This window comes from Candidatus Pseudothioglobus sp. uisw_142 (assembly GCF_059512465.1).
Genome location: NZ_CM183452.1, coordinates 619,459 through 642,119 on the forward strand (window position 1 = coordinate 619,459; position 22,661 = coordinate 642,119).

The window sequence follows — 22,661 nt, forward strand, 5'->3', positions numbered from 1 at the left end:
ATGTCCCTTACAAAACAAGATATTGCTAATACCCTCGTCAAAAAAACAGAGCTTACTCAAACACAAGCGCTAGCCCTAACCAATCAATTTTTTGATCAAATCATTGAAACTCTTAAATCAGGCGAAGAAATAAAGTTATCTAGTTTTGGCAATTTTGTTGTTCGCAATAAAACGCCACGACCTGGCAGAAACCCTAAGACAGGTGAAGAGGTGATGATCAGTGCCAGGAAAGTGGTTACTTTTAAGGCTGGACCAAAGCTTAAATTGGCCACACAAAAAGGTAAGAAGTAGCTCTAGTCGGTTATTGCAACCATAAAGCCCTTTAATATTGGTATCACAGAGAGCATGACAAGTTGTTGATGGTTCTCGTCCTGTGTTTTTCCACTTGAAGCTCGCTTTTTAAGAGTTGGGGTGTAATCATCACTCAGTGAAAAAGAGGCAAATAATAGATCCGAAGTTTCTTCGGCTTCTCCCTGGTTTTCAACCATCTCAACATCATACGTCGCGCCTGGATGCTCAGTTTGTTTATTGACGAATAAGATGGTCTCATTAAAGTGAAGAAAGAATCGTTCAGCAGGGCAACTTGAAGATTTTTTAAGTTCTAGTTCGCCATCTGACATAGCGCTTGCAATTTGATCATAGTGCTGATCAGTCAGTCTGACATAACGCGTGTCAAGATAGTCACCGAGATCATTGTCACCCTCGTACTCTTTTATATATTCAATTAGCTCTTTAAGCATGCTTCCACTTTGTTGATAATGAAGATGAGAATTTTAACAAAGATTTACTTAGATTTACCAAATTGAATTTGATAAATGTCGAAGATAGTAATCGACATGGCGGCGATGATTGGGCCAATGAAAAGACCCAAAATACCAAACTTAATGATTCCTGCAAGCGTAGAAAGAACAGTAATTAGAGTATGGTTGAGTGGGCTTTGATGCTTCATTGAGCTTGAGAGCCTCATGATAATAACGGGTCTCAAAAAGTTATCAATGATTGTGCCCGCTATAATGGCGCCAAAAATAATAATAATAATAGCGCTGGTTGGCTCGCCAATAGCAAACAGATAGATTGAAATTGGAAGCCAAACTAAAACGCCTCCTAAAACTGGAATAAAGCTAGCAAGAGCCATCGCTACCCCAAAAAATAACGCAGGCAGACCAACGATCATGACTCCAATTGCAAACGCAATACCTTGCGTTAAAGCAACTAAAAAAACACTTCCTACTAGAGTCAGTGATAGTCCAGAGAACTGATTAAGAAGTAAATCATTAATCTTATTATCCAGAGGAGAGACCTTTCTTATCTTTTCAATGAAAGAGGGGCCATCTATATAAAAATAGTAAAGTGAGAAGATGGTAATGATTACAAAAAAGACGAACTGACTGGAGAGCTTCGTAATGCTTTTAAGAATTACAATAGAGAAGTCTTTAATTGCGATAGCAATACTCTCAAGATTATTTCTAAGTGAGCTATCTAAAAACTCTCGAATAGAGTCAGACAAAGGAAGACCCATGATAATTTCATCTGTAATTCGACTAATTTCACTGAGCTGAAAGTCACTCTGAAGTCTGTTAATGAGCGCAGTAGTCTCGATACCACTGACTAACAAAATGTATCCAAGGGGCAGAATCAATAGAACCGTGACAAGCAGAGTCATCATAAGGGCTGCTCTATTTTTGGACTGCTTCTGTGCAAGCTTATCAAAACTACTAAAGGTCGATATACAAATCAAAAGGGATAAGAATAGGTAGGCGATGAAGGGAGTAAATAGCCAGACTATTGCAAGAATGGAAAGCGCTAGAAGAATTAATACTAGACCGTTACCATGACGATTATTAACACTTTCTGTCACATTGACTCCTTGTAGTTATCCCTTCTTAGAGAGATAAAGTATACTATATTGTTTTAAATATTAAACAAGAATACATGCAAACAGCTTATCTTGCAGGCGGTTGCTTTTGGTGCGTAGAAGCTATATTTCAACGCGTTAAAGGTGTCAAAGAAGTCGAAAATGGTTACTGTAACGGAACAACAATAAATCCATCCTATGAATCAATATGCACTGGCCAGACAGGGCATGCAGAAGTTTTAAGGGTTGACTTTGATGAAGACGAGGTAACCTTTGAGGCGTTATTAGAAGTTTTTATAGAAACGCATGACCCAACGAGTCTTAATCGGCAGGGTGCTGATAAAGGAACTCAGTATCGATCTGCTGTCTTCTATACAAATGATTCGCAAAAAGAGATTGCAACTTCAGTGATTGGAAAAATTAAAGGTGCTGTGACTGAGGTTACAGAGCTTGATTTTTTTTATCCTGCTGAGGGTTATCATCAGAACTACTTTAATAACAATTCAAATCAGCCTTATTGCCAAATGGTGATATTACCTAAAGTGACTAAATACTTTAAATAGAGAGATTCATGGAAGATCAAGAACTATTGAGATACTCCAAACAAATTATGTTGCCTCAGGTCGATGTTAAGGGCCAGCAAAAAATTATGGACGCTACAGTACTTATTGTTGGAATGGGGGGTCTTGGATCACCAACCGCTCTGTATTTGGCAGCAGCTGGGGTAGGGCACCTTATTATCGCTGACTTTGATCAAGTTGAACTATCAAATCTACAGCGACAAATTATTCATCAGACCAAAGACATTGGTGATGACAAGGTGAACTCTGCAAAGAACAAGTTGACTGAGCTCAATCCAAACATTAAGATCACGATTGCCAACGAACTTATTCATACCGGTAACCTCCCTGATCTTATTAAAGGGGTCGACATTGTCTTAGATGGGACTGACAACTTTGAAAGCCGCTTTGAAATAAATCAGATCTGCGTTGAGCATCAGAAACCTCTTGTCTCAGCTGCTGTGGTTAGATTTGAAGGTCAGGTTTCAGTATTTAAGGGTTTTGAAAAAGATCAGCCCTGCTACCAGTGCCTCTATAGTGTTGAGGGTGAAGATAATGAAAGCTGCATAGATAATGGAGTGTTAGCACCGGTTGCAGGACTTGTTGGCACCATACAGGCTTTGCAAGCGATTAAAGTTATATTGGATTTAGGAGACCAGCTGAGCGGCTCTCTACTCCTTATTGACGCCCTTGATTTAAGTTTCAGAAAGGTTAAGATTAGTAAAGATTTGAAGTGTCCAGTTTGTAACTCAAGTCAATAACAACAACAATAGTTTTTATGGAGTTTATAAATGTTAATTTTTATTAGTACCCTGGTTTCGGTTGGTTTTGGATATTTATTTTTTAGGATCGTAAAGCCAAAATCTGAAAATGGAAGTAAGGCGGACTTCTATGCGAGAACCTTTCTTGCTTGGAGCCTCTTTATTTCAACTTCTTTTTATATCCAACCTTTTGCAATGAGCCCAAGTATTGACAACCTAACGCCTTGGTTTTCAGTCGCAGTCCCTTTTGGATTGATTGCAACAATTATTGGTTATCTTTACGGTAAATTTAGATAGTTTATTCATTATTAAAACGGGGCGTAGCGCAGCCTGGTAGCGCACTTGACTGGGGGTCAAGTGGTCGCAAGTTCAAATCTTGCCGTCCCGACCAATACATACTGATTACTTTAAGATAAATCCCATCAGCTACAACATATTTAACATCATACCCCTGGCTGAGCTAATGACAAGCTACACCATATTTTTTCAAACGCCAGTAATTGTATGGCAAAGGCGTAGCAAATCCTGCTAACAGCATAAAAGGAATCACCCACCAAGTAAGAACTGCACCGCCTGTAAGGAGTACATCTGTTAGATTCATTGCAAATTCCATAGCAATCATAGATATAAAGCTCATACCAATAGCAGTTTTAAACGCTAATTTTATTGCCATTTGCTTGCTAAGAATGATTGTTTCTAAAGCAATACTCGTTAGAAGCCCATTCATTATTGCAAGCGTCATAACCATCCAGACAGACCAGCTATGCTCAATCATTTGAAAGGTAAAAATTGTGCCAAAATCACCGATTGAACAGCCAAGTAAACACCAAAATGTATTCAATCTACTTCTTTTCCAGGTGTGCTTACAAAGCCAAAAACCATCATTTATTGCTGGAATGAATTGCATCTTGCCTCCTATTTATATCTCTCATCATATCTTGTTTGAATTTCGTTTGGCCATAGATTATACATATAGTCTATTAAGGCTTGTTTTTCTGTTTCAGAAAGTAAGTCTTCAAATGCAGGCATTTGACCACCCATTTCTGTGCCACCCTTATTAATTGTATAAAGTAGCTGAGCTGGTGAATGATGCCAAGTGTGAGCCGTTCCATTAAGAGGTGGTGCTGGATAGTTGCCATTCGCATCCTCTATTCTCCAATCTTCAGCAAGGCCTTGACCATTAGGACCGTGGCAGCTTGCACAATTTTTATTATAAATTGCCTCGCCAGACTGCACTATAAAATCTGAGCTATTATCTTTATCGTCAGGATTGCATCCTACTAATAAAATGATGAGAGGGATGACGAGTATTTTTTTTAACACTCTTAATATACTTGTGTAATTAATACAGCTATTGAGTAATGATCAGCCTAGGGAGCAAAGGCTTGGGTCCCAATACTCATCTTCGATGTCACCCATTGAAAATAATAATCCAACTATATCAGTAAACGAGAATTTTTCAATATCCCCCACAGCCATAATGTATTGTCCTGTGTTTGAGTCATTGAATACTTTAATGTAGTATGTTCCTGCTTCATAGACTCTATCAGATAAAAACTTTTCACCAATCTCTGGGCCGTTCCAATACCACTGTTTTCCATACTCTTCATACCAGGGAGTCCATTCAAAGTTTTCACCATCTGCTAGACTGATATTATGAAATTCAGAGTCTAAGACCTCAAACGAAAACTTTTGCTCTAAAGCACATTCACCAATTTTGGCAGCTAGGATTCCTGCATAGAAATCAAAATCAATATCAGATTGAATTCTATAGAAGTGAGGCTCACCCGTTAGGGTTGAGTAGATTGCTTTTGATATTTCCGGTTCTTCAATCTCATAAGGTGAATCTGCAGGATAGGTTGAATTTTCATTAAGCACTGGCTTATGAGCAAAAGCCTGAGATATTAAAAGCGAACAAAATAAAATAGTAAGTAGTTTTTTCATATTAAAAAATAGGTAATAAAAAGTAAGAGTATAGATACTTTAATTAAGTAAAGGTTAATCTACATCATAAACCCATCAATTCAACACAAAGCAATTTCACTTAATAAATGGAATTGTTCATCATCCAAGTTGGGCTTAGCGAAGCATGCTGGCAAACTTGACCTGGGGTTAAGTGGCTGCAAGTTAAAAACTTGACGCCCTAACAATTATAGCTTTGGTTCCTGAAAGCCATCATTTGGCTTCAATGAGTTTGAAGCTTTTGCTTCTCGCTGACTGATATATATTGTCGACATGAAAATGATCAATCCTCCAACCCAAGTCCAGGTACCAGGAATTTCTGTAAAAATCATCCATCCTAATAGAGCCATAATTGGAAGTTTAATGAATCCAATTGGCTCAAGGCTTGTGATATCAGCTAACGCATAGGATTTAGTCCATGAGAAGTGTGCAAGTGTTCCTAAAATTGCAATTCCCCATAAGTATAGCCAAGCTTCTAAGCTGGGCCACTCCCAAACTGGGATAGCTGGTATCAAAGTAATTGGAATAAGCATGACTACCATCCATATAATAATTGCATGCGGCGTGTCTGTCAGGGTAAGTTTTTTCACTATTAAAGCGTTAACTGATAACGCTAAGGCTGAAATTATTGCGAGCATTACTCCAAATGAGAGGGTGTTGAACCCAGGCTGCACAATGATGAGCATTCCAATAATGCCAACAATAATCGCAGCAATTCTTCGAGCTTTAATGATTTCCCCTAAGAAAATAGTGGCTCCAATCGTGATAAATAGGGGCTGAGAGAAGCTAATTGCAGTAGCTTGGGCAAGTGGTATCAGCGTTAAGCAGGTAAATCCTGCAATCATTCCAATAGAACCAACAAAACCCCTCATAAAAAATAACCTAGTGTTTTTCATTTTGATTGCGGCCAAGCCAATAGATTTTATAATCGGCAGCATGACAATTAAAGCCAAAAGGTTTCTGAAAAAAACAACTTCAAGAATATGCAAGCTTTCTGATGCTTTTCTAATAAAAATAACCATGATTGAAAAAAGAATGATAGACGAAATGTTTAAAATGATTGCTTTAGTTTGAGGGCTTTGCAAATTAAAAAATTGAATTATTTGGAGATCGTTGAGTAGTCTATTTATCAATTGAAGGGCTCTTTATTTTGATAATTAAACTATACCTGAATAAGGCTCAAAGTTAGTGAATCTAATTTGATTAAATCATTACTCATATATAATATCGCACTATGAAAAGTAACACAGATGGAAAGGTTTTATTTAACGAAGAATGCAGTATTTGTAACTTTGAAATAAAGCACTATAAAAAGCGATCACAGCTTGAGTATGAGAACTGCAGTCAAAAGGGTGATAAATACCTCAAAGCTCTTTATGTAGAGTTTCCAGATGGAACTGAAATTAAAGGTGTTGACGCTTTTATCTATGTTTGGAGTAATACTAAAGGCTACGGTTGGCTTTCTAAGCTTGTTAGTCTTCCAATCATCTTTACCCTAGCTAAGATTTTGTATGCTTTTCTTGCCTTTATTCTTTATTGGCGATTCAAAATTTTCAATCGTACCCTGTCTAGCTAGAGTTTCTTCTTATACCAATGAATCCTAGTTCATCTAACCTTACTCATAAAAGAGTATTAGGCGTTGCCATCCCCATTGTTTTAGCGAATGCGACTATCCCAATTCTTGGAGCAGTTGACACAGGAGTAGTTGGTCAGATGGGACTGGCTGCTCCAATTGGTGCTGTTGGAATTGGCGCTATTATCATTTCAGCTATTTATTGGATGTTTGGTTTCCTTAGGATGGGCACAACAGGACTAACCGCTCAGGCTATTGGTTCTAATAATCAATCAGAGACTTCAGCGCTTTTAGTCAGAGGAATTATTATTGGTCTCGTTGCAGGACTCATATTAATTCTTATTCAAATTCCCCTATTCAGTGCTGCCCTCGGTTTAGCGCCTGCCTCCCAAGAGGTAGAAGGATTAGCAAATGAGTATTTAAAAATTAGAGTTTTTAGCGCGCCAGCGGCAATCGCAATTTTTGGAATAACTGGCTGGCTTATTGCTAAAGAGAGGACGAAATCAGTTCTGTTTCTTATGTTGTTAGTTAATAGTGTCAATATTACTTTAGATTTTATTTTTGTTTTAAAGCTAGGGTGGGGCGTTGAAGGAGTTGCTTTTGCAACGTTTATTGCTGAGTGGCTTGGTCTTTTTTATGGCTTATGGCTCGCGAGAGAGGGGTTTAGTAAGGGCTACTGGAGAAACTGGGTTCAGATATTTGACCGCGTTAGGCTTGTTCAAATGGCCAAAGTGAATAGTGACATCCTCATACGATCTGTTCTACTAGAGATTGGCTTTGTTAGTTTTTTATTTTTAGGTTCAAGTTTTGATGATGCAACTTTGGCAGCTAATCAGGTTTTGGTTCAATTTTTAAATATTACCGCTTACGCAATGGATGGTTTTGCATTTGCAGCAGAGGCTCTCGTTGGCCAAGCCTTGGGTGCTAAAAATAGAGCGTTATTTCGAAGGTCAGCGGTTATGACAAGTCAGTGGGGGGTCGGCTTAGTTGTTCTTATGGCGATTGCTTTTTATGTTTTTGGAAATACTATTATTAATGTCATGACAACAGCTGAGGACGTCAGAGTAGTAAGCTATGGTTATCTACCATGGATGGTTCTTGCGCCACTTATTGGAGCTGCTGCCTGGATGCTTGATGGTATTTTTATTGGTGCAACGAGGACTGCAGATATGCGCAATATGATGTTTATTTCATTCTGCATCTATCTAGTCGCATTGGCATTTCTATTGCCTAAATATGACAATCATGGGCTTTGGGCTTCACTCATTATCTTTTCAATTGCAAGGGGAGTGACTTTGGGCTATAAGTATCCAAAGCTAGAAGCTTCAGTTGAGGACTAAATATTTTTAATAGTTAATCTAAGTAACCAAATTTCCCACTATTAAAGTCATCGATTGTCTGCCTGATCTCATCATTTGTATTCATTACAAATGGTCCATATGAGGCTATGGGTTCATCAATGGGTTCGCCGCTGAGAATTAGTATTTCTGCATCATCATCGGCTCTTATTGTAAATTCTGAGCCCTTATTGTGAAAAAGCACAAAGTGGTTTGTTGGTGCATTTTCTGAATTATTAATGGTGACGTTGCCTTTGATGATTAAAAGTCCAGTATTGTGACTTTCTTTAAAACTTAAACTTGTTCCCTTTCCTTTGTTTAGTTTCAAATTGAAAAGGTTTAAAGGAGAAAATAAAGAGGCTGGACCTTTATTGTTCTCAAACTCGCCAGCAATAATATCGATGGATCCAATTCCATTACCAAGATCAACTTTAGCTAAATCTTTGTTGTCAATATTCTGATATTTAGGTTCTGTCATCTTGTCTTTGGCAGGCAGGTTGACCCATAGCTGGACCATCTGCATCTCGCCGCCTTTTTTACTAAAGTTTTTTTCGTGATATTCTTTGTGAAGTATACCTTTACCAGAGGTCATCCACTGTATGCCTCCTTCTTCAATAACTCCCCCTGCACCAGTACTGTCATTGTGCTCAACTTTTCCTTTATAAGCGATAGTCACTGTTTCAATCCCTCTATGAGGGTGAGAACCAACACCAAGAGGAGCTCCACTATTAGGCGGAAAGTAATGAACTGGAGCATAATCCATCAAAAGAAAAGGGCTCATACGTTTCATTGTTAAGGGCTCTCTTCTTCCTAAGATTCCATAAACCCTAAATCCATCTCCAACAAAGTGAAGATTGTCAGGTGGAAGTATTGCTTCTATTGATCGTAAAGCCATTAGAGATAATTTTTTGTTAAAAAATTGGGTGAATTATAGATGTATTATCATGATTAGCTTTAACATTTATTAAAAGTTATCTTTTCAATTTGTTCAATAATAAAGTTAATTTTTAGGATTCTCAGTATGATTAATTGAATTTTTTTAAATCTTATCAATAAATTATTGACAGTTGAAAGCAGTGTCTATAAATTAGAATATAGTTTTATTGCAAAAACTCACTGACCTTGAAAAAAAATATCCTTGTTTTTAAGCATATGACTTCTCAGAATCCAGGTATTTTTAGAGATTTTGCTAAAAGTCGAAATATTGCTTTCCATGAAATCGACCTCCATGCAGGCGAGTCAATTCCAGAATTAAATGACTTTGATGGTCTTTGGGTGATGGGCGGCTCTATGAATGTTTGGGAGGAAGATCAATATCCCTGGCTTATTGAAGAAAAGAAAGCTATCCGTCATGCAGTTGAAGATCTTAAAATGCCATTTCTCGGGATATGTTTAGGGCATCAGCTTCTCGCTGAGGCTCTAGGCGGTGAGGCAAAAAAAACCGATAATCATGAGATCGGTTTATTTGAAATTAAACCAACAACAGAGGGAAGGAGTCATGCTCTTTTAAAGAATTTTAATTTTTTAGATAAGTGGGTAAACGTTCATTTAGTTGAGGTCTCAAAGGCTCCTGAAGGCTCAACTATATTGGCTTCCTCTAGTGATTGCTATAATCATATTATGCAGGTCTCTGAGAATGCTTTCTCTTGTCAGTTTCATCCTGAGGTTTGTGGCCATACATTTGAAGGCTGGATGGGCATTCCAGGAATACCGTTGAGTCTTGAAAATCTTTTGGGCACTGATGGCCTTTCCAGTTTTCAAGACGAATTTACAAAGAATTTATCCTCAAATAATAAAGCATCCCAAACTTTATTTAATAATTGGTGTGATCTGGTTTTTAATTAATTGCATTTCACTAAAATCAATGTCAAAATTAAGTTTTTGATTCGCATGAGATTATGACTGCAAAAAATTGCTCCCAATGTAATGAGCCATTTGGATGCGGCGCAGGTACAGGAAATTGTTGGTGCATTAGCTTTCCAACAATCATGGCTCCAACTTCTGAGGAGGACTGTTTTTGTCCATCATGCCTTGGCGAGGCAATTAATCTGAAAATTGACTCTCTTGTTAGAGAGAAAGGCATGGAAGAATTTCAAAAATTTGTAGAGCCACACCGCACCCAAACAAAGCTTGTTAAAAATGTTGACTATACGATCAACGATGGGCTCTATGTATTTAGTAAATGGTATCTGATTAAGCAGGGTGATTGCTGTAATAATGGCTGTAAAAATTGCCCTTATTAAAACTCAATATATATACTATCCATTTTAAAATATATAAATTCAAAGGAGCCTCATGATGAATGATGAACAAGTTGAAAAGATATTAAAAGAACTCCGAGATATACGCGGGGTAATGAATAAGGCTTACCAATTATTTTGGGCTGCAAGTTTATTGCTACTTCTTATTCTGATTGTTAATTTTATTTAACTGAGAGCTTCTTTTGAATGATTAGAGCAATTCTACAAATAGGCAACCCAGCGCTTCGTCAGGTTGCTGATCCTGTCGATGTCGATCAGATTCAATCTGATGAAATTCAAGCCCTCATTGATGACCTTATTGAAACCATGAGGGATGCTAATGGAGCGGGTCTGGCCTCTACTCAAATCGCTGTTCATAAAAGAATCTGCGTGATTGAGGTGAAAAAAAACCCTCGCTATCCTTACAAGCCAGACATTCCACTAACTGTATTAATTAATCCAAAAGTCACCTTTCTAACTGAAGACAGAATCAACGTCTTTGAAGGATGCCTTTCAGTCCCCAATATGAGAGGCAAAGTTGATCGCTGCCCTGAGATTCAGATTGAAGGGTATGACCGTGAAGGAAATAATGTCAGCTTTATATCAAAGGGAATCAGCGCTGGAACCTTTCAGCATGAGCTCGATCATCTCGATGGTCTCATTTATACTGATCGAATGGCAGACTCGAGTTCTCTCACAACCATAGAAGAATTTGCAGAGCATTACGAGGATGGCTTTAAGCAACAAGTCATCAGCATTGTTGACCTCTATGGCAGTTGATAAAACTTCTTTATCGCTATAGTTCAATTTGAAATATAGTATTCAAAATTAATGATTTTTCTTCATTCTTGTAACTAATTGTTCTTTCATATATATCATTAGAAAGTTTCTATTTTTTAGCCAATTTAAAGATAATTTTTATAGATTTGACGCACTACTTTCTATATACTCGTTCCTTGTAGGGATATAAAAATTCCTGCAGGTAAAAAAGGAGAGAGATTTATTAAACTAAAAAAGGAGATAATGTTTTGGAAGATCAAATATTAGCTTTAACGGCTGAAGTAGCCGCTATAAAAGGTGCTGCCGAGGTCACAAACAGGATGTTTGCTGAGGCGTACTATTACATAACAATTCCTTTGATGGTTCTCATTCATGCTGGCTTCCTTCTCTATGAGATGGGTGCTACACGCTTGCAGAATGTTCTGTCATCGGGTGTTAAAAATTTACTTGCGTTCGCGTTTACTATCGCTGCATGGTATCTATTTGGCTGGTGGTTCTACTGGGCCCTGCCAACTTGGCCGTTAGACCTCGCCGCAGGCGCTGGTTATATGGAGATATCGGGTCTAGAGTATGCAAACTCTATCGCATGGGCTTGGGGCGATTCTGCTCAGTACATGGGACCAAATATGGGTGACAATGCTTCAGGTGTATTCTGGGGTGCTTTTGCTCTATTCGCCGCAACAACTGCATCGATCGCATCTGGTGCACTAATCGAGAGAATACAAACTGTAGGTTTTGTAATCTGTGCGGTTGTGCTAGGTACTGCCGCATGGGGTATTGCAGCGGCATGGGGATGGCATGCTGACGGATGGTTAGTAACTGAGTTTGGATATCACGACTTTGGTGCTGCTGGTCTTGTGCACGCTGTCGCTGGATTCTTCGCGCTGGGTGTTCTATTGAACTTAGGTCCACGTGTAGGAAAATTCAACGCTGACGGTTCAGCGAATCATCTTGCGGGTCATAACATGCCGCTTACAGTAACTGGCTTAATGCTGATTATTGTTGGATTCTTTGGATTCCTAATGGCTTGTATCATTCTGCCTGGAGAAGGTTGGAGTTGGTATGGTGACAGAGCGACTACCATTTATGGTACTCCAATGACACTTTCAGCACTAGCATTTAACGTTCCTCTGGCTGCTGCTGGTGGAATTATCGGTGCTTGGGTTATGACTAGAGATCCTTTCTGGATGATGTCTGGCTGTCTAGCAGGTATTATTTCAGTAGCCTCGGGTCTTGATGTGTACTTTGGTTCAACTGTCATAGCTGTATCTATGCTTGCTGGTATTATTCTGAAGCCTTGTGCAGACTGGCTAGAGGGTCTTGGTATCGATGATGCTGTTGGTTGTGTTACGGTTCACGGTACGATTGGACTATTTGGCGTTGTAATGCTTGGTATCTTAGGTTCTGGAGTTCCAGGACTTGGCGCTTTTGCTCCAGAAGATACTGTTGCAATTAGCCTATTTGGCCAAATTGTTGGTGCAGTAGTCATGTTCTTGCTAGGTTTTGTTCCAGGATACGTTGTGTCTTGGATAGTGAATAAGGCTGGAATGTTACGTATCCCAGACGCAGTTCAAATCAAAGGTCTTGATGCAGTGAAAGTACCTGCACAGGCATACCCTCAAGGTATGACAAGCCCTGAATCTGAATCTTAATTTTTAAGGAGAATTAATATGGGATATTTTGCTGAATCTTTTGCAGAACTTTATAATGCTGATGGTTGGATGGACATGGGCATGTATATCGGTGCTGGTTCATCAGCCGCTGGCTGGTGGACAGTGATTGCTACGGTAATGTTGGTAGGAGTCTTAGTTAAAGGCAACACTGACGAGCAGGATCACTATAAGTAAAATCTGTAAAAAGTAAAAAAACGAAAAGGGCGGTATGAAAATACCGCCCTTTTTTTTGTAAGATTGAATCCGTTAAACTTTAAGTAATAGTCTCGCTGGATCCTCTAAAGCCTCTTTAATGGAGATCAAAAATTGAACCGCCTCTTTGCCATCAATGATGCGATGATCATAAGATAGAGCCAGATACATCATGGGTTTTATGACCACTTCACCGTTCACTGCAACAGGACGCTCTTGCGTCTTATGCATTCCTAAGATAGCGCTCTGAGGCGAATTAAGGATGGGCGTTGAAAGTAGTGAGCCAAAAACGCCGCCATTAGAAATCGTAAAGGTGCCACCACTCATCTCTTCAATCCCAAGCGTCCCATCTTGAGCTCTACCAGCATAATCCATAATCCCTTTCTCAATATCATGCATCCCCATTTTGTGGGCATCACGAAGAACGGGAACAACGAGACCTCTATCAGAAGAAACAGCAACAGAAACATCACAGAAGGCATGATAAACAATATCGTCACCATCTAAGTAGGCATTGACCGTTGGGAATTTTTTGAGTGACTCGACGGCTGCTTTCACAAAGAAAGACATGAACCCTAATTTCACAGAGTACTTCTTCTCGAAGGCCTCTTTATAGCTCGCTCTCATTGCCAAGATTTCACTCATATCAACTTCATTAAAGGTTGTCAGCATGGCAGTATTTTGAGTCGCTGAATGAAGCCTATTTGCAATCGTTTTACGGATTCGAGTCATTGGGACTCTCTCCTCCATTCGGTTACTGCTCGGTTGAGAAGGTTGCGAAGCTGGGGCAGCGGCTGGCTCTTCACTAGGAATTTTAGGCGCAGCAACTGGCTCTTTTTTGGCCTCTTCTTTTGGAGCTTCTTCAGGGTTTATTTGGGCAGTTTTTACAGGCTCTTCTTGGGTAACTTGCGCCTCTTGAGGAGTATCATCATTTTTAGCATCTGCCGAATCATCTAAAAGACCAAGAACTTGCTGCTCATTAACGGTTTCTCCTTCTTCAGCTAGAATTTCAGTGAGGATGCCAGACTCTTCTGCAGGAACTTCAAGAACGACTTTATCCGTCTCAATTTCGACGATAACATCATCAACCTCTACAGAGTCTCCAGGTTTTTTATGCCATGCAGCAACGGTTGCCTCGTTAATCGATTCTGGCAAAACGGGTACTTTTACTTCTTTCATTTCTTAATGCTCCTAGCTTTATTAATAGGCTGAATGCCTAGTCCTTTTTCAATAATATGACTTTGATTAATATTATGCATTCTAACACTGCCTTCTGCAGGAGCAGCATAAAGCTCACGCGCTACTACATGAAGAGTTTGTCCCTTTTTAATGCTTTCCATAAAGTTATGTCTTGAGGTATACCAAGCGCCTTGATTGATAGGTTCTTCTTGACACCAAACTATATCCTTGGCCCCCGTAAATTTAGCTAACTCAGATTGAAGCGCTTCATGAGGAAAAGGGTAGAGCTGCTCTAGTCTAAGAATAGCAACATTATTTATTTGATCATCTTGACGACGCGTTAGTAACTCATAAAAAACTTTTCCACTGCACATTACGACTCGATCAACCTTTTTAGGTTTAATGTTGTCATATTGTTCTTCATAAACATCTCTAAATTTACCCTCAGTAAACTTAAATAAAGGAGAGGCTGCAAGAGGGTTTCTAAGCAAGCTTTTAGGAGACATAATAATCAGTGGTGCCCTAAACTTTCTGAGGACTTGACGCCTAAGTAGATGGAAAATTTGTGAGGCCGTTGATGGAACACAAACCTGCATATTATGACTTGCACAAAGCTGAAGAAAGCGCTCTAGTCTTCCTGAGGAGTGCTCAGGTCCTTGACCTTCAAGGCCATGAGGTAGAAGCATAACGAGGTTCGATAGGCGGCCCCATTTAGCTTCTCCCGAGGCTATAAATTGATCAATAATTGCTTGAGCGCCATTCACAAAGTCTCCAAACTGAGCTTCCCATATAACGAGGGACTCTGGGTTTGCAGTGGCGTAACCATATTCAAATCCAAGTGCTGCCTCTTCAGAGAGGATTGAGTCAAATATTTGAACTCTGCCCTGATTCTCATTAATGTTCATAAGTGGGGTGTAATCTTCATTAGCGAGCTGATTATGTAAGACTGCATTCCTATGAAAAAAAGTTCCTCTGCCGCAGTCTTGTCCAGTGAGTCTAATGGGAACCCCAACTTCAGTTAAACTGGCAAAAGCAAGCGTTTCAGCAAATCCCCAGTCAGCATTAATTTTGTCATTAGCCATTTTGTTTCTCTCTGACATCATTTTTTTAACACGTGGATGAACTTCAAATCCATCTGGGACATGCTGCAGTTTTTTGTTGAGATCCTTGATATGTTTTTTGCTGATTGCAGATTTGTAGGGATCATGCCAAGTTGAGTCAAAATAATCTTCCCAAAGTAATTCCCAAGCCCTTTTATTTTTTGGCTCTAGGATGTTGTAGGCTACTCTGTTGCCGTCTTTCAGTTCTTGTCGATAGTCAGCAATCATCGCGTCAACCTCTGATTGATTAATGACACCTTGTTTCATTAAGGTATTGGCATAGTTTGCACGCGTCGTCGGAAGTTTTCTGATGGCCTCATACATTAACGGCTGAGTGACAGCTGGTTCGTCAGCCTCATTGTGACCGTGTCTTCTATAGCACATGAGGTCAATAACCACATCTTTCTTGTAGCGCATGCGATAGTCAAGTGCGAGCTTAGTTATAAAACTAACCATTTCTGGGTCTTCTGCGTTGACATGAAAGACTGGCGCATTAATCATTTTAACAACGTCAGTACAGTAATCCGTTGACCTGGCATCCGTTTGTTTTGAGGTCGTAAAGCCAATCTGATTGTTAATAATAATGTGGACAGTGCCCATCGTTCTATAGCCTCGTGATTGAGACATATTTAAGGTCTCCATCACAATGCCTTGTCCTGAAAAGGCCGCATCACCATGAATTAGAACAGGAAGAATCTTTTGCCGATCTGATTCATTATTTTTATCTTGGTGATACCTGGCGTATCCTTCAATGACGGGGTTGACTAGTTCAAGATGAGAAGGATTAAACATTAATGCAAGGTGAACATCCTTTTTACTAGTTTTGATATCTGATGAAAAGCCTTGATGATATTTGACATCACCCGTTTGTTTTTTACTTAAGCCAAGATCTCCAGCAAACTCTTTGAAGAGTTTTTCAGCCCTCTTACCCATAATATTAATGAGAACGTTTAAGCGGCCTCTATGAGCCATGCCGAGGCATATTCTATTCATCAGGTATTCGCCTGAGTGCTCAATCAATACATTCAATAAGGGAATTAGGGTGTCACTCCCTTCGAGAGAAAATCGTTTTTGACCGACATACTTATTATGAAGAAATTTCTCAAAAACTTCGGCCGCGGTGATCCTTTGAAGGAGCCATTTTTTATATTCAGGTGTTTCTTTTTGCTCCAAAGACATCGTTTCAATCTTTGTTTGGATCCACTTCCTTTCCTCAAGATTAGGGATGTGCATATACTCGACACCAAGGCTAGAGCAATACGTTTTGTTGAGTGACTCAAAAAGCTCTCTTAGTGTGTTGCAGTTGGGCCCCTGGTAAGAGCCCATATCAAACGTGGTATCTAAGTCCGCTTCACTCAGACCAAACTCTTCAAGCGTAAATGGCGGCGTTGAGTGGTGTCTTGGTCTCTTGAGTGGATCTAAGGTGGCCCTTAGGTGTCCCGAAAATCGAAAGGCATAGATGAGCCTGAGAACGCCAAGCTGGGCAGAGCTTTGGGTGGGTCTATTTGGAGCAGTATTGGATTCAAAATTAGATTCGCCGTAATTAATAAAGCGACTGATCACATCTTCATGCGAGTTAGAATTATTGTTCATTATTCCTGTAATTTATGGGGGAAGGGTAGCTTGAATTTATAAATACTGGGTGCAGGTAAGATTTACCAATCATGCAGTTAATTAGCATGCCATTTTGTGCTTGCTGTAAAGTTAAAATAGTCACAGTTTGTGAGTTTATTTTTTTAAGTCAAATTATATAGAGATTAGGCGCTCTCATCGCATAATTATTTAAAAATTTGCATTACAAATTGTAGGGTAATTTTTTATTCTGGTTATGATTTATAGAATATTATTTTATGAATATTATTAAGTATAGATTGAATATATTAAATTAATAATAATTCAGCGCCCAGTATAATTATCCGTAAACTTCAAAATTGTATTTACCTTACCCTCAGTACTTAATCGCTTCATGAACAATTTCTTAAAAATACTTAAAGACAAAAGTCATATTTTGGCTGATGGCGCCACAGGAACCAATTTATTTGGAATGGGTTTAGAGACGGGTGATCCTCCTGAGCCTTGGAACCTTGAGCATAAGGATAGAATCCGCTCCTTGCATCAAGGTTTTGTTGATGCGGGTTCTGATTTGTTTTTAACAAATAGTTTTGGTGGAACATCCTTTAGACTGAAGTTACATAATCTTGAGAATCAAGTCTTTGAGCTTAATAAAGCTGCTGGAGTTGTAGCTAGGGAGGTTGCTGATAATGCTGATCGCCTAGTCATTGTTGCAGGAGCAATGGGACCAACCGGAGAAATGATTGAGCCTCATGGACTGATGACGCCTAAGGAAGCGACAGCAGCTTTTAGAGCTCAAGCAGAGGGCCTGGCTGAAGGCGGAGTAGACGTGCTTTGGCTTGAGACTATGTATGCGATGGAGGAGCTCGAGGCAGCAATAGATGCGGTCAAAGATATTGGGCTCCCTGTCTGCGCGACAATGAGTTTTGATACCGCTGGCAAAACAATGATGGGGATTACACCTTCAAATCTTGCCAAAAGATCTAAAGATTTAAACTTAATGGGTTTTGGCGCTAATTGCGGTATTGGTGCGCCGGACCTATTGGCAACAATCAATGACATCTCGAAGAGTGTTGAGCCTGAGACAGTGGTTATCTCTAAAGCGAACTGCGGCATTCCGGAGTTTGTCGATGGCAGTATCGTTTATTCTGGAACCGAAGAGCTCATGTCTGAGTATGTAAAAATTGCCATGAATTCAGGCGCCAACATTATTGGTGGTTGTTGTGGGACCACTTTTGATCACGTCAGAGCAATGAGGAAAGCAATGGACGAACACATTGTCACTTCAGCACCAACCCTCGAAGAAATCGAAGAGAAGGTAGGCGCAATGTCTGAGGGCTCAAGATCGATCTTTAAGGGTGATGATTCAAAACCAGTGAAGCTGAGAAGGAGCCGCCGCTCAAGGTCTTAAGACCCAATATTTAATTTTAAATTCGAATTGGCTCATTAAATAATTTTCCTTGTAGTATAATTTTTTTTATTCTAAGTAAATTATTTTGTTGTGGCTACTACAAAAAACCCTCCGCCTAAAGAGAAAGGTGTTTCCATTATTGACAAAAATCTTCCTTCTTTTGGGAGTGATAAACAGCTTGAGGCTTCAATAGGTAAACAGGTTCGTATTGCTAGAAAAAATGCTGGCGTCACATTGCAGCAGCTATCAAAGCAATCGCTTTTGTCTGCCAGTATGCTCTCTAAAATTGAAAATGGCCAAATCAGCGCATCGCTCAAAACAATCCAACTCATCTGCCATGCACTCAACATTTCAATTACCTCATTGTTTAAGCAGCATGATAAAGATGTTGAGCCCACCTTTATTAAATCAGGTGACGGCCTAACGATCGAGAGGGCTGGCTCAGATGAGAGTCGTCATTACCAATTACTCGGTCACACGGTTGGAGGTTCGCTAAACGTCGAGCCTTGCTTAATTACGATCACTTCAAGAGACTATGAGTTTCCTGAATTTCAACACAAGGGCGTAGAGTTCATCTATATGCTTAAAGGTCAGATGGATTATTATTATGGAACGAAGATCTACAACTTTAAAAAAGGCGACTCTTTATATTTTGATTCTGATAAACCTCATGGGCCTAAAAAGATAATCAGTGATGAGTGCCAGTTCCTCACTATTATTTGCACCAATAACTCTGATTAATAATAATTTCTAAAAACAAATGAGCAATTTTTTTGCTCATCATAAACTTCCTCAAGCAGGCTCTCAAATCAGTTTTTTTTCATGTTTTTTTAAGCATTTTTAGAAGAAAAACAACACTTTATTAAATTTCTTTAAAATAAAAAAAATTTCTTGACAATGGATTATCATTAGGAGTATACTCCATGCATAATTTACTGAAACACTCATTTTTTGAGTGGATATTTGAGTTACCCAAATAGATACTTATCAGTATCTATATAGTCAGTAAATTAATCTGGTTTTTATTTGGGTTTATTTTTACGAATCTAAATAAAATCTACTAGGGGGCAAATCTTTATTTAAAGATTTTTTTTATTTTTTCGGAGAGATTAAATGACAGATTTAGAACAACACGTTAATGAGCCTGGACGCGACAAACTTGTAAAAGAAGTTAAAGCTAAAATCGAAGCGTTGGGTGTCACATATGTATATTATCAATTTGTATCTGTTACCGGACGTATTGTCGGTAAAGGTATTCCTGCAAGACACTGGGAGCGATTAGCTGAAAAAGGATTCCAGTTGGTTTACGGTTCAACTGCTAACTTGTTTGTGGATAGACACGGAGACTATATCGGGTATGGTCCTGAGTCATCAGAGCTTGTTGGTATTCCAGATCCAGATACTTTTTGCCAACTTCCTTGGGATAAAAGAGTAGCGCGCGTATTCTGTAGACTTTATAGAAACCGTGAAGAGCGTGAAAACCCAGGCGAGGCATTAACGTCTGATTGTCGTGGAAACTTATATAGACAGCACAAAGAATTTCAAGACCAATATGGTTTAGATATGCGCTGCGGCACTGAACCAGAAATGATGTGGCTTAAGCGTGGTGAAAATGGAGGTACAGACGGTGGTGTCACTAAGCCAAACTGTTACCATATCGATCAGTTTGAAGAGTTGCGTCCTGTGTTTATGAAAGTGATTGAATATTCAGAGCAAATGGGACTAGATATTATCCAAGGAGACCATGAAGATGCTCCTGGACAGTTAGAGCTTAATACTCAGTTTGATGATGTATTAAGAAATGCGGATCGATTAACAACTTATCGTCAAATTTGTGCACAAGTTGCACGTGAGTTTGGTTTGTTGGCATGCTTTATGAGTAAACCTTTTATGGGCGTTTCGGCTTCAGGCTGTCACCATAATATGTCTTTATGGAAAGGTGGCAAGGATGTCTTTCATCCAGAAATTGCTACTGGTGATGGTGAGCTTCCAGGTATGCCCGGTTGCTTTACTTACAAAGAGGGTGGAGAAAATACATTTATGCCAGATCCATCTATTGATGAGAAAATGCCAGGTCCGATTGGGCTTCAATCAATTGGCGGTGTCATCAAGCACTTACCTGCTCTAACATCAATTGGTTCATCAACAGTTAATTCTTATCGCCGTCTTTGGGATACTGGTTTTTGGGCGCCAATCTTTGCTGACTGGGGTTACCAAAACCGCACATGTGCGCTCCGCGTTTCAGCGCCAGGTCGTTTTGAGTACCGCTCGGTAGACTCTATGGTGAATCCATACTTAATGGGCTCAGCTCTATTAAAAGCTATGGGTGACGGTATTGATAATAATCTTGAAGCTGGTGAGGCTGAAGAGCGCAATATCTATGAAGCAATGGAGGCTGGTAAGCAGGTTACCAAATTACCTATGTCTCTTGGTGAGGCGCTTAATGAGCTTGAAAATGATGATGTTATTAAATCAGCTATGCCAAACGAGATGTATAAAGTTTTTCACCATTATAAAACGGATGAATGGGAAAAATTTAATGCTACAGTTACAGACTGGGATACAAGTACTTATTTGGATTGCTTGCCATAGGCTAGCTTCATTGAGGTTTTTTTGGAATGCCCACCTTCGGGTGGGCAATTTTTAGTAAAGGGAGATTAATTTATGTGTGGAATAGCAGGTATTATTCACAGAAATGCAGGCAAAGACGAAAATATTGGTGGACAAATGACATCAATGCTTCAAGCCTTAAAACATAGGGGTCCAGATTCAACTGGATATGCTGTGTATGGAGAAGATAATGGCAATCAGGTTGTAAGATTTAAGGTTGCTGAAGGAGCTGACCTTGAAGGTAGTTTTGATATCCATGCTGAAATTGAGAGGAGAGTTGAGTTAGTTAATTCTCGTCTTAAAGATCTTGGCGCAAAAGTCGTAAAAAAAGATAGCGCAACTGAATATTCTCATCGTTACGAGATTGAATTTTCAGGGGATATGAAAAAGTTAGCTGATTTTGTTGAAGACATTGAAGGCGTTGAAATTTTATCAATAGGCAATTCTCTTGAATTAATTAAAGATCTTGGGGATGCTTCAGTTGTATCTAAGCAGTACGGGCTTGATAATTTTAATGGTACGCACGCAATTGGTCATACTAGAATGGCAACTGAGTCAGATGTAGATATTCGTTCTGCTCACCCATACTGGGCCTATCCATTTAGTGATGTTGCGGTTGTTCATAATGGACAATTGACGAACTATTGGACTAACAGACGTGCGCTTGAACTGAAAGGGCATCGTTTTTCTTCTAACTGCGACTCTGAACTGATTGCGGTTTATATTGCAGATAGAATGAGTCAAGGTTCAGACCTTGAGACTGCGATGAAAGATTCTGTTGAGTATCTAGATGGTGTATTTACTTATTTAGTTGCTACAAAAGATCAACTGGGTATGGCCAAAGATGTTATGGCTGCAAAACCAATGGTTGTTTATGAGAGTGATGATATGATCGCGCTAGCTTCAGAGGAAGTTGCAATTAGAACTTTGTTCGATCATCGTATTGAAACATTTGACCCATATCACGGAGAGGTAAAAGTATGGCAGAACTAAAAAAAGAAACGGCTCAAGAGATGGGCCTTCATGATGAGCAATTAAAAGGAAGAACTCAGAAAAAATTTTTCTCAATTGATGAGAGTGAAAACTTAACTTATTTCCACTCACACGAAGTTGATACAAGTAAAACGGCAAAAATCGATGCTCTTGACATGACTCCAAGAGAAATTAATCGTGAAATCCGAGAGTTGATGGAAAAAGGTATTGGAGATATTACAGTTGATAATCCGATGTCAAGACACGGTGTCGGTGTCGGTATATTGAATCGCCTTAATTTAACTTTTACAGACAGTCTTGGCTATTTTGGTTGTGGTTTGATTGACGGACCTAATGTACATATCGAAGGTCGAGTTGGTTGGTCATGTGCTGAAAACATGATGGCTGGTACAGTTGTGATTGATGGAAATGCTGGCTCTACATTTGGTGCTGCTATTCGTGGTGGTGACTTAGTTTGTAAAGGTGATGTGGGTGCAAGAACTGGGATTGACCAAAAAGGGGGAACAATAATAGTTGGAGGTAGGACTGGTGCATTTTCAGGCTTTATGATGCAGCGTGGCAGAATGATTATTTGTGGTGATGCTGGAATGAACTTAGGGGATTCCATGTATGACGGCACAATCTATGTCGGCGGTGAAGTTGAGGAGCTTGGAGTAGATTGTGTGCCGGGTGAAATGACGGAATTGGACCTACGTTATTTAACAGAGAAATTAGCTATATATGGCATCAAGACTCCTAGAGGAGTTGAAAAAATGCAAAAGTATGTTTCAGGAAAAATGTTATGGAACTATGCTAGCTTAGAGCCTAATGAGAAGAAACTAATTCTTTAATCGTACTTTTAACAAATTAAACTAAAGGAAATA

At 39.3% G+C, this 22,661-nt stretch carries 25 protein-coding genes and 1 tRNA gene; 17 read left to right on the top strand and 9 right to left on the bottom strand.

Annotation, left to right across the window (positions count from 1 at the left end; translation table 11 throughout):
- The gene (locus tag AC5YGB_RS03145; RefSeq protein WP_020025067.1) at positions 1-291 is read left to right on the top strand and encodes an integration host factor subunit alpha; all 291 of its coding nucleotides are present in this window, start codon (positions 1-3) and stop codon (positions 289-291) included.
- A 2-nt stretch (positions 292-293) separates the two neighbouring features.
- Here the strand turns inward: AC5YGB_RS03145 and AC5YGB_RS03150 are convergent, their stop codons facing one another.
- Together AC5YGB_RS03150 and AC5YGB_RS03155 are read right to left on the bottom strand one after the other, a co-directional pair.
- Positions 294-740, bottom strand: a complete 447-nt coding sequence (locus tag AC5YGB_RS03150) for a hypothetical protein (RefSeq protein WP_271773014.1) — start codon at positions 738-740, stop codon at positions 294-296.
- A gap of 44 nt (positions 741-784) precedes the next feature.
- Positions 785-1,858: an AI-2E family transporter gene (locus AC5YGB_RS03155; protein ID WP_496137791.1), complete on the bottom strand. Its 1,074-nt coding sequence runs from the start codon at positions 1,856-1,858 to the stop codon at positions 785-787.
- A 74-nt stretch (positions 1,859-1,932) separates the two neighbouring features.
- On the opposite strand from AC5YGB_RS03155, the gene msrA reads away from it, so the two are divergent.
- The 4 genes from msrA to AC5YGB_RS03175 all read left to right on the top strand — a co-directional run bounded on the left by msrA (position 1,933) and on the right by AC5YGB_RS03175 (position 3,567).
- Complete coding sequence (msrA, locus tag AC5YGB_RS03160; RefSeq protein WP_496137792.1) at positions 1,933-2,418, top strand: peptide-methionine (S)-S-oxide reductase MsrA; 486 nt, start codon at positions 1,933-1,935, stop codon at positions 2,416-2,418.
- An 8-nt stretch (positions 2,419-2,426) separates the two neighbouring features.
- Positions 2,427-3,176 (top strand): molybdopterin-synthase adenylyltransferase MoeB, encoded by a 750-nt coding sequence (locus AC5YGB_RS03165; protein ID WP_496137793.1) that lies wholly within the window; start codon positions 2,427-2,429, stop codon positions 3,174-3,176.
- 30 nt (positions 3,177-3,206) lie between these two features.
- Positions 3,207-3,473, top strand: coding sequence for a hypothetical protein (locus AC5YGB_RS03170; RefSeq protein ID WP_496137794.1), 267 nt, complete (start codon positions 3,207-3,209; stop codon positions 3,471-3,473).
- Between the two features lie 17 nt (positions 3,474-3,490).
- Positions 3,491-3,567: transfer RNA gene (locus tag AC5YGB_RS03175), tRNA-Pro, on the top strand.
- 69 nt (positions 3,568-3,636) lie between these two features.
- On the opposite strand, the gene AC5YGB_RS03180 is transcribed toward AC5YGB_RS03175, so the two are convergent.
- The 4 genes from AC5YGB_RS03180 to AC5YGB_RS03195 all read right to left on the bottom strand — a co-directional run bounded on the left by AC5YGB_RS03180 (position 3,637) and on the right by AC5YGB_RS03195 (position 6,271).
- Positions 3,637-4,083 (bottom strand): DUF4396 domain-containing protein, encoded by a 447-nt coding sequence (locus AC5YGB_RS03180; protein ID WP_496137795.1) that lies wholly within the window; start codon positions 4,081-4,083, stop codon positions 3,637-3,639.
- An 8-nt stretch (positions 4,084-4,091) separates the two neighbouring features.
- Positions 4,092-4,499, bottom strand: coding sequence for a c-type cytochrome (locus tag AC5YGB_RS03185; RefSeq protein ID WP_496137796.1), 408 nt, complete (start codon positions 4,497-4,499; stop codon positions 4,092-4,094).
- 42 nt (positions 4,500-4,541) lie between these two features.
- Positions 4,542-5,120, bottom strand: a complete 579-nt coding sequence (locus AC5YGB_RS03190) for a hypothetical protein (protein ID WP_496137797.1) — start codon at positions 5,118-5,120, stop codon at positions 4,542-4,544.
- Positions 5,121-5,326: 206 nt separating this feature from the next.
- A complete protein-coding gene (locus AC5YGB_RS03195) occupies positions 5,327-6,271 on the bottom strand; it encodes an EamA family transporter (RefSeq protein ID WP_496137798.1) in 945 nt (314 codons plus the stop codon).
- A 101-nt stretch (positions 6,272-6,372) separates the two neighbouring features.
- Here AC5YGB_RS03195 and AC5YGB_RS03200 point away from each other — a divergent pair, with 101 nt between their 5' ends.
- Together AC5YGB_RS03200 and AC5YGB_RS03205 are read left to right on the top strand one after the other, a co-directional pair.
- Entirely contained in the window at positions 6,373-6,714 is a 342-nt protein-coding gene (locus tag AC5YGB_RS03200; protein ID WP_496137799.1) for a DCC1-like thiol-disulfide oxidoreductase family protein, read from the top strand.
- A 17-nt stretch (positions 6,715-6,731) separates the two neighbouring features.
- Complete coding sequence (locus tag AC5YGB_RS03205; RefSeq protein WP_496137800.1) at positions 6,732-8,051, top strand: MATE family efflux transporter; 1,320 nt, start codon at positions 6,732-6,734, stop codon at positions 8,049-8,051.
- A gap of 13 nt (positions 8,052-8,064) precedes the next feature.
- Here AC5YGB_RS03205 and AC5YGB_RS03210 read toward each other — a convergent pair whose 3' ends face one another.
- The gene (locus AC5YGB_RS03210; protein WP_496137802.1) at positions 8,065-8,943 is read right to left on the bottom strand and encodes a pirin-like C-terminal cupin domain-containing protein; all 879 of its coding nucleotides are present in this window, start codon (positions 8,941-8,943) and stop codon (positions 8,065-8,067) included.
- 227 nt (positions 8,944-9,170) lie between these two features.
- Here AC5YGB_RS03210 and AC5YGB_RS03215 point away from each other — a divergent pair, with 227 nt between their 5' ends.
- From AC5YGB_RS03215 to AC5YGB_RS03235, 5 genes are all read left to right on the top strand, one after another.
- A complete protein-coding gene (locus AC5YGB_RS03215; protein ID WP_496137803.1) occupies positions 9,171-9,893 on the top strand; it encodes a glutamine amidotransferase-related protein in 723 nt (240 codons plus the stop codon).
- Positions 9,894-9,946: 53 nt separating this feature from the next.
- Complete coding sequence (locus tag AC5YGB_RS03220; RefSeq protein ID WP_496137804.1) at positions 9,947-10,291, top strand: DUF5522 domain-containing protein; 345 nt, start codon at positions 9,947-9,949, stop codon at positions 10,289-10,291.
- A 204-nt stretch (positions 10,292-10,495) separates the two neighbouring features.
- On the top strand, positions 10,496-11,068 hold the full coding sequence (gene def, locus AC5YGB_RS03225) for a peptide deformylase (protein ID WP_496137805.1): 573 nt from the start codon (positions 10,496-10,498) through the stop codon (positions 11,066-11,068).
- A gap of 248 nt (positions 11,069-11,316) precedes the next feature.
- Positions 11,317-12,720 carry an ammonium transporter gene (locus AC5YGB_RS03230; protein WP_271768264.1) on the top strand — a complete coding sequence of 468 codons (1,404 nt, stop codon included), beginning with the start codon at positions 11,317-11,319 and terminating at the stop codon, positions 12,718-12,720.
- Positions 12,721-12,738: 18 nt separating this feature from the next.
- Complete coding sequence (locus tag AC5YGB_RS03235; protein WP_020025850.1) at positions 12,739-12,915, top strand: hypothetical protein; 177 nt, start codon at positions 12,739-12,741, stop codon at positions 12,913-12,915.
- A 72-nt stretch (positions 12,916-12,987) separates the two neighbouring features.
- Here AC5YGB_RS03235 and sucB read toward each other — a convergent pair whose 3' ends face one another.
- Together sucB and AC5YGB_RS03245 are read right to left on the bottom strand one after the other, a co-directional pair.
- Positions 12,988-14,112 (bottom strand): dihydrolipoyllysine-residue succinyltransferase, encoded by a 1,125-nt coding sequence (gene sucB, locus AC5YGB_RS03240; protein ID WP_496137806.1) that lies wholly within the window; start codon positions 14,110-14,112, stop codon positions 12,988-12,990.
- Positions 14,109-16,805, bottom strand: coding sequence for a 2-oxoglutarate dehydrogenase E1 component (locus AC5YGB_RS03245; protein ID WP_496137807.1), 2,697 nt, complete (start codon positions 16,803-16,805; stop codon positions 14,109-14,111). Before AC5YGB_RS03245 ends, sucB begins: the two co-directional genes overlap by 4 nt.
- A gap of 373 nt (positions 16,806-17,178) precedes the next feature.
- Between AC5YGB_RS03245 and bmt the strand changes: the two genes are divergently transcribed.
- From bmt to AC5YGB_RS03270, 5 genes are all read left to right on the top strand, one after another.
- A complete protein-coding gene (gene bmt / locus AC5YGB_RS03250) occupies positions 17,179-18,195 on the top strand; it encodes a betaine--homocysteine S-methyltransferase (protein ID WP_496137808.1) in 1,017 nt (338 codons plus the stop codon).
- A gap of 90 nt (positions 18,196-18,285) precedes the next feature.
- Positions 18,286-18,936: a helix-turn-helix domain-containing protein gene (locus tag AC5YGB_RS03255; protein ID WP_020026870.1), complete on the top strand. Its 651-nt coding sequence runs from the start codon at positions 18,286-18,288 to the stop codon at positions 18,934-18,936.
- A 372-nt stretch (positions 18,937-19,308) separates the two neighbouring features.
- A complete protein-coding gene (locus AC5YGB_RS03260) occupies positions 19,309-20,787 on the top strand; it encodes a glutamine synthetase family protein (protein WP_020025845.1) in 1,479 nt (492 codons plus the stop codon).
- 72 nt (positions 20,788-20,859) lie between these two features.
- The gene (locus tag AC5YGB_RS03265) at positions 20,860-21,798 is read left to right on the top strand and encodes a class II glutamine amidotransferase domain-containing protein (protein WP_020025844.1); all 939 of its coding nucleotides are present in this window, start codon (positions 20,860-20,862) and stop codon (positions 21,796-21,798) included.
- Positions 21,786-22,628: a GltB/FmdC/FwdC-like GXGXG domain-containing protein gene (locus AC5YGB_RS03270; protein ID WP_496137809.1), complete on the top strand. Its 843-nt coding sequence runs from the start codon at positions 21,786-21,788 to the stop codon at positions 22,626-22,628. The genes AC5YGB_RS03265 and AC5YGB_RS03270 overlap by 13 nt, the downstream gene beginning before the upstream one ends.
- Positions 22,629-22,661: the final 33 nt, after the last annotated feature.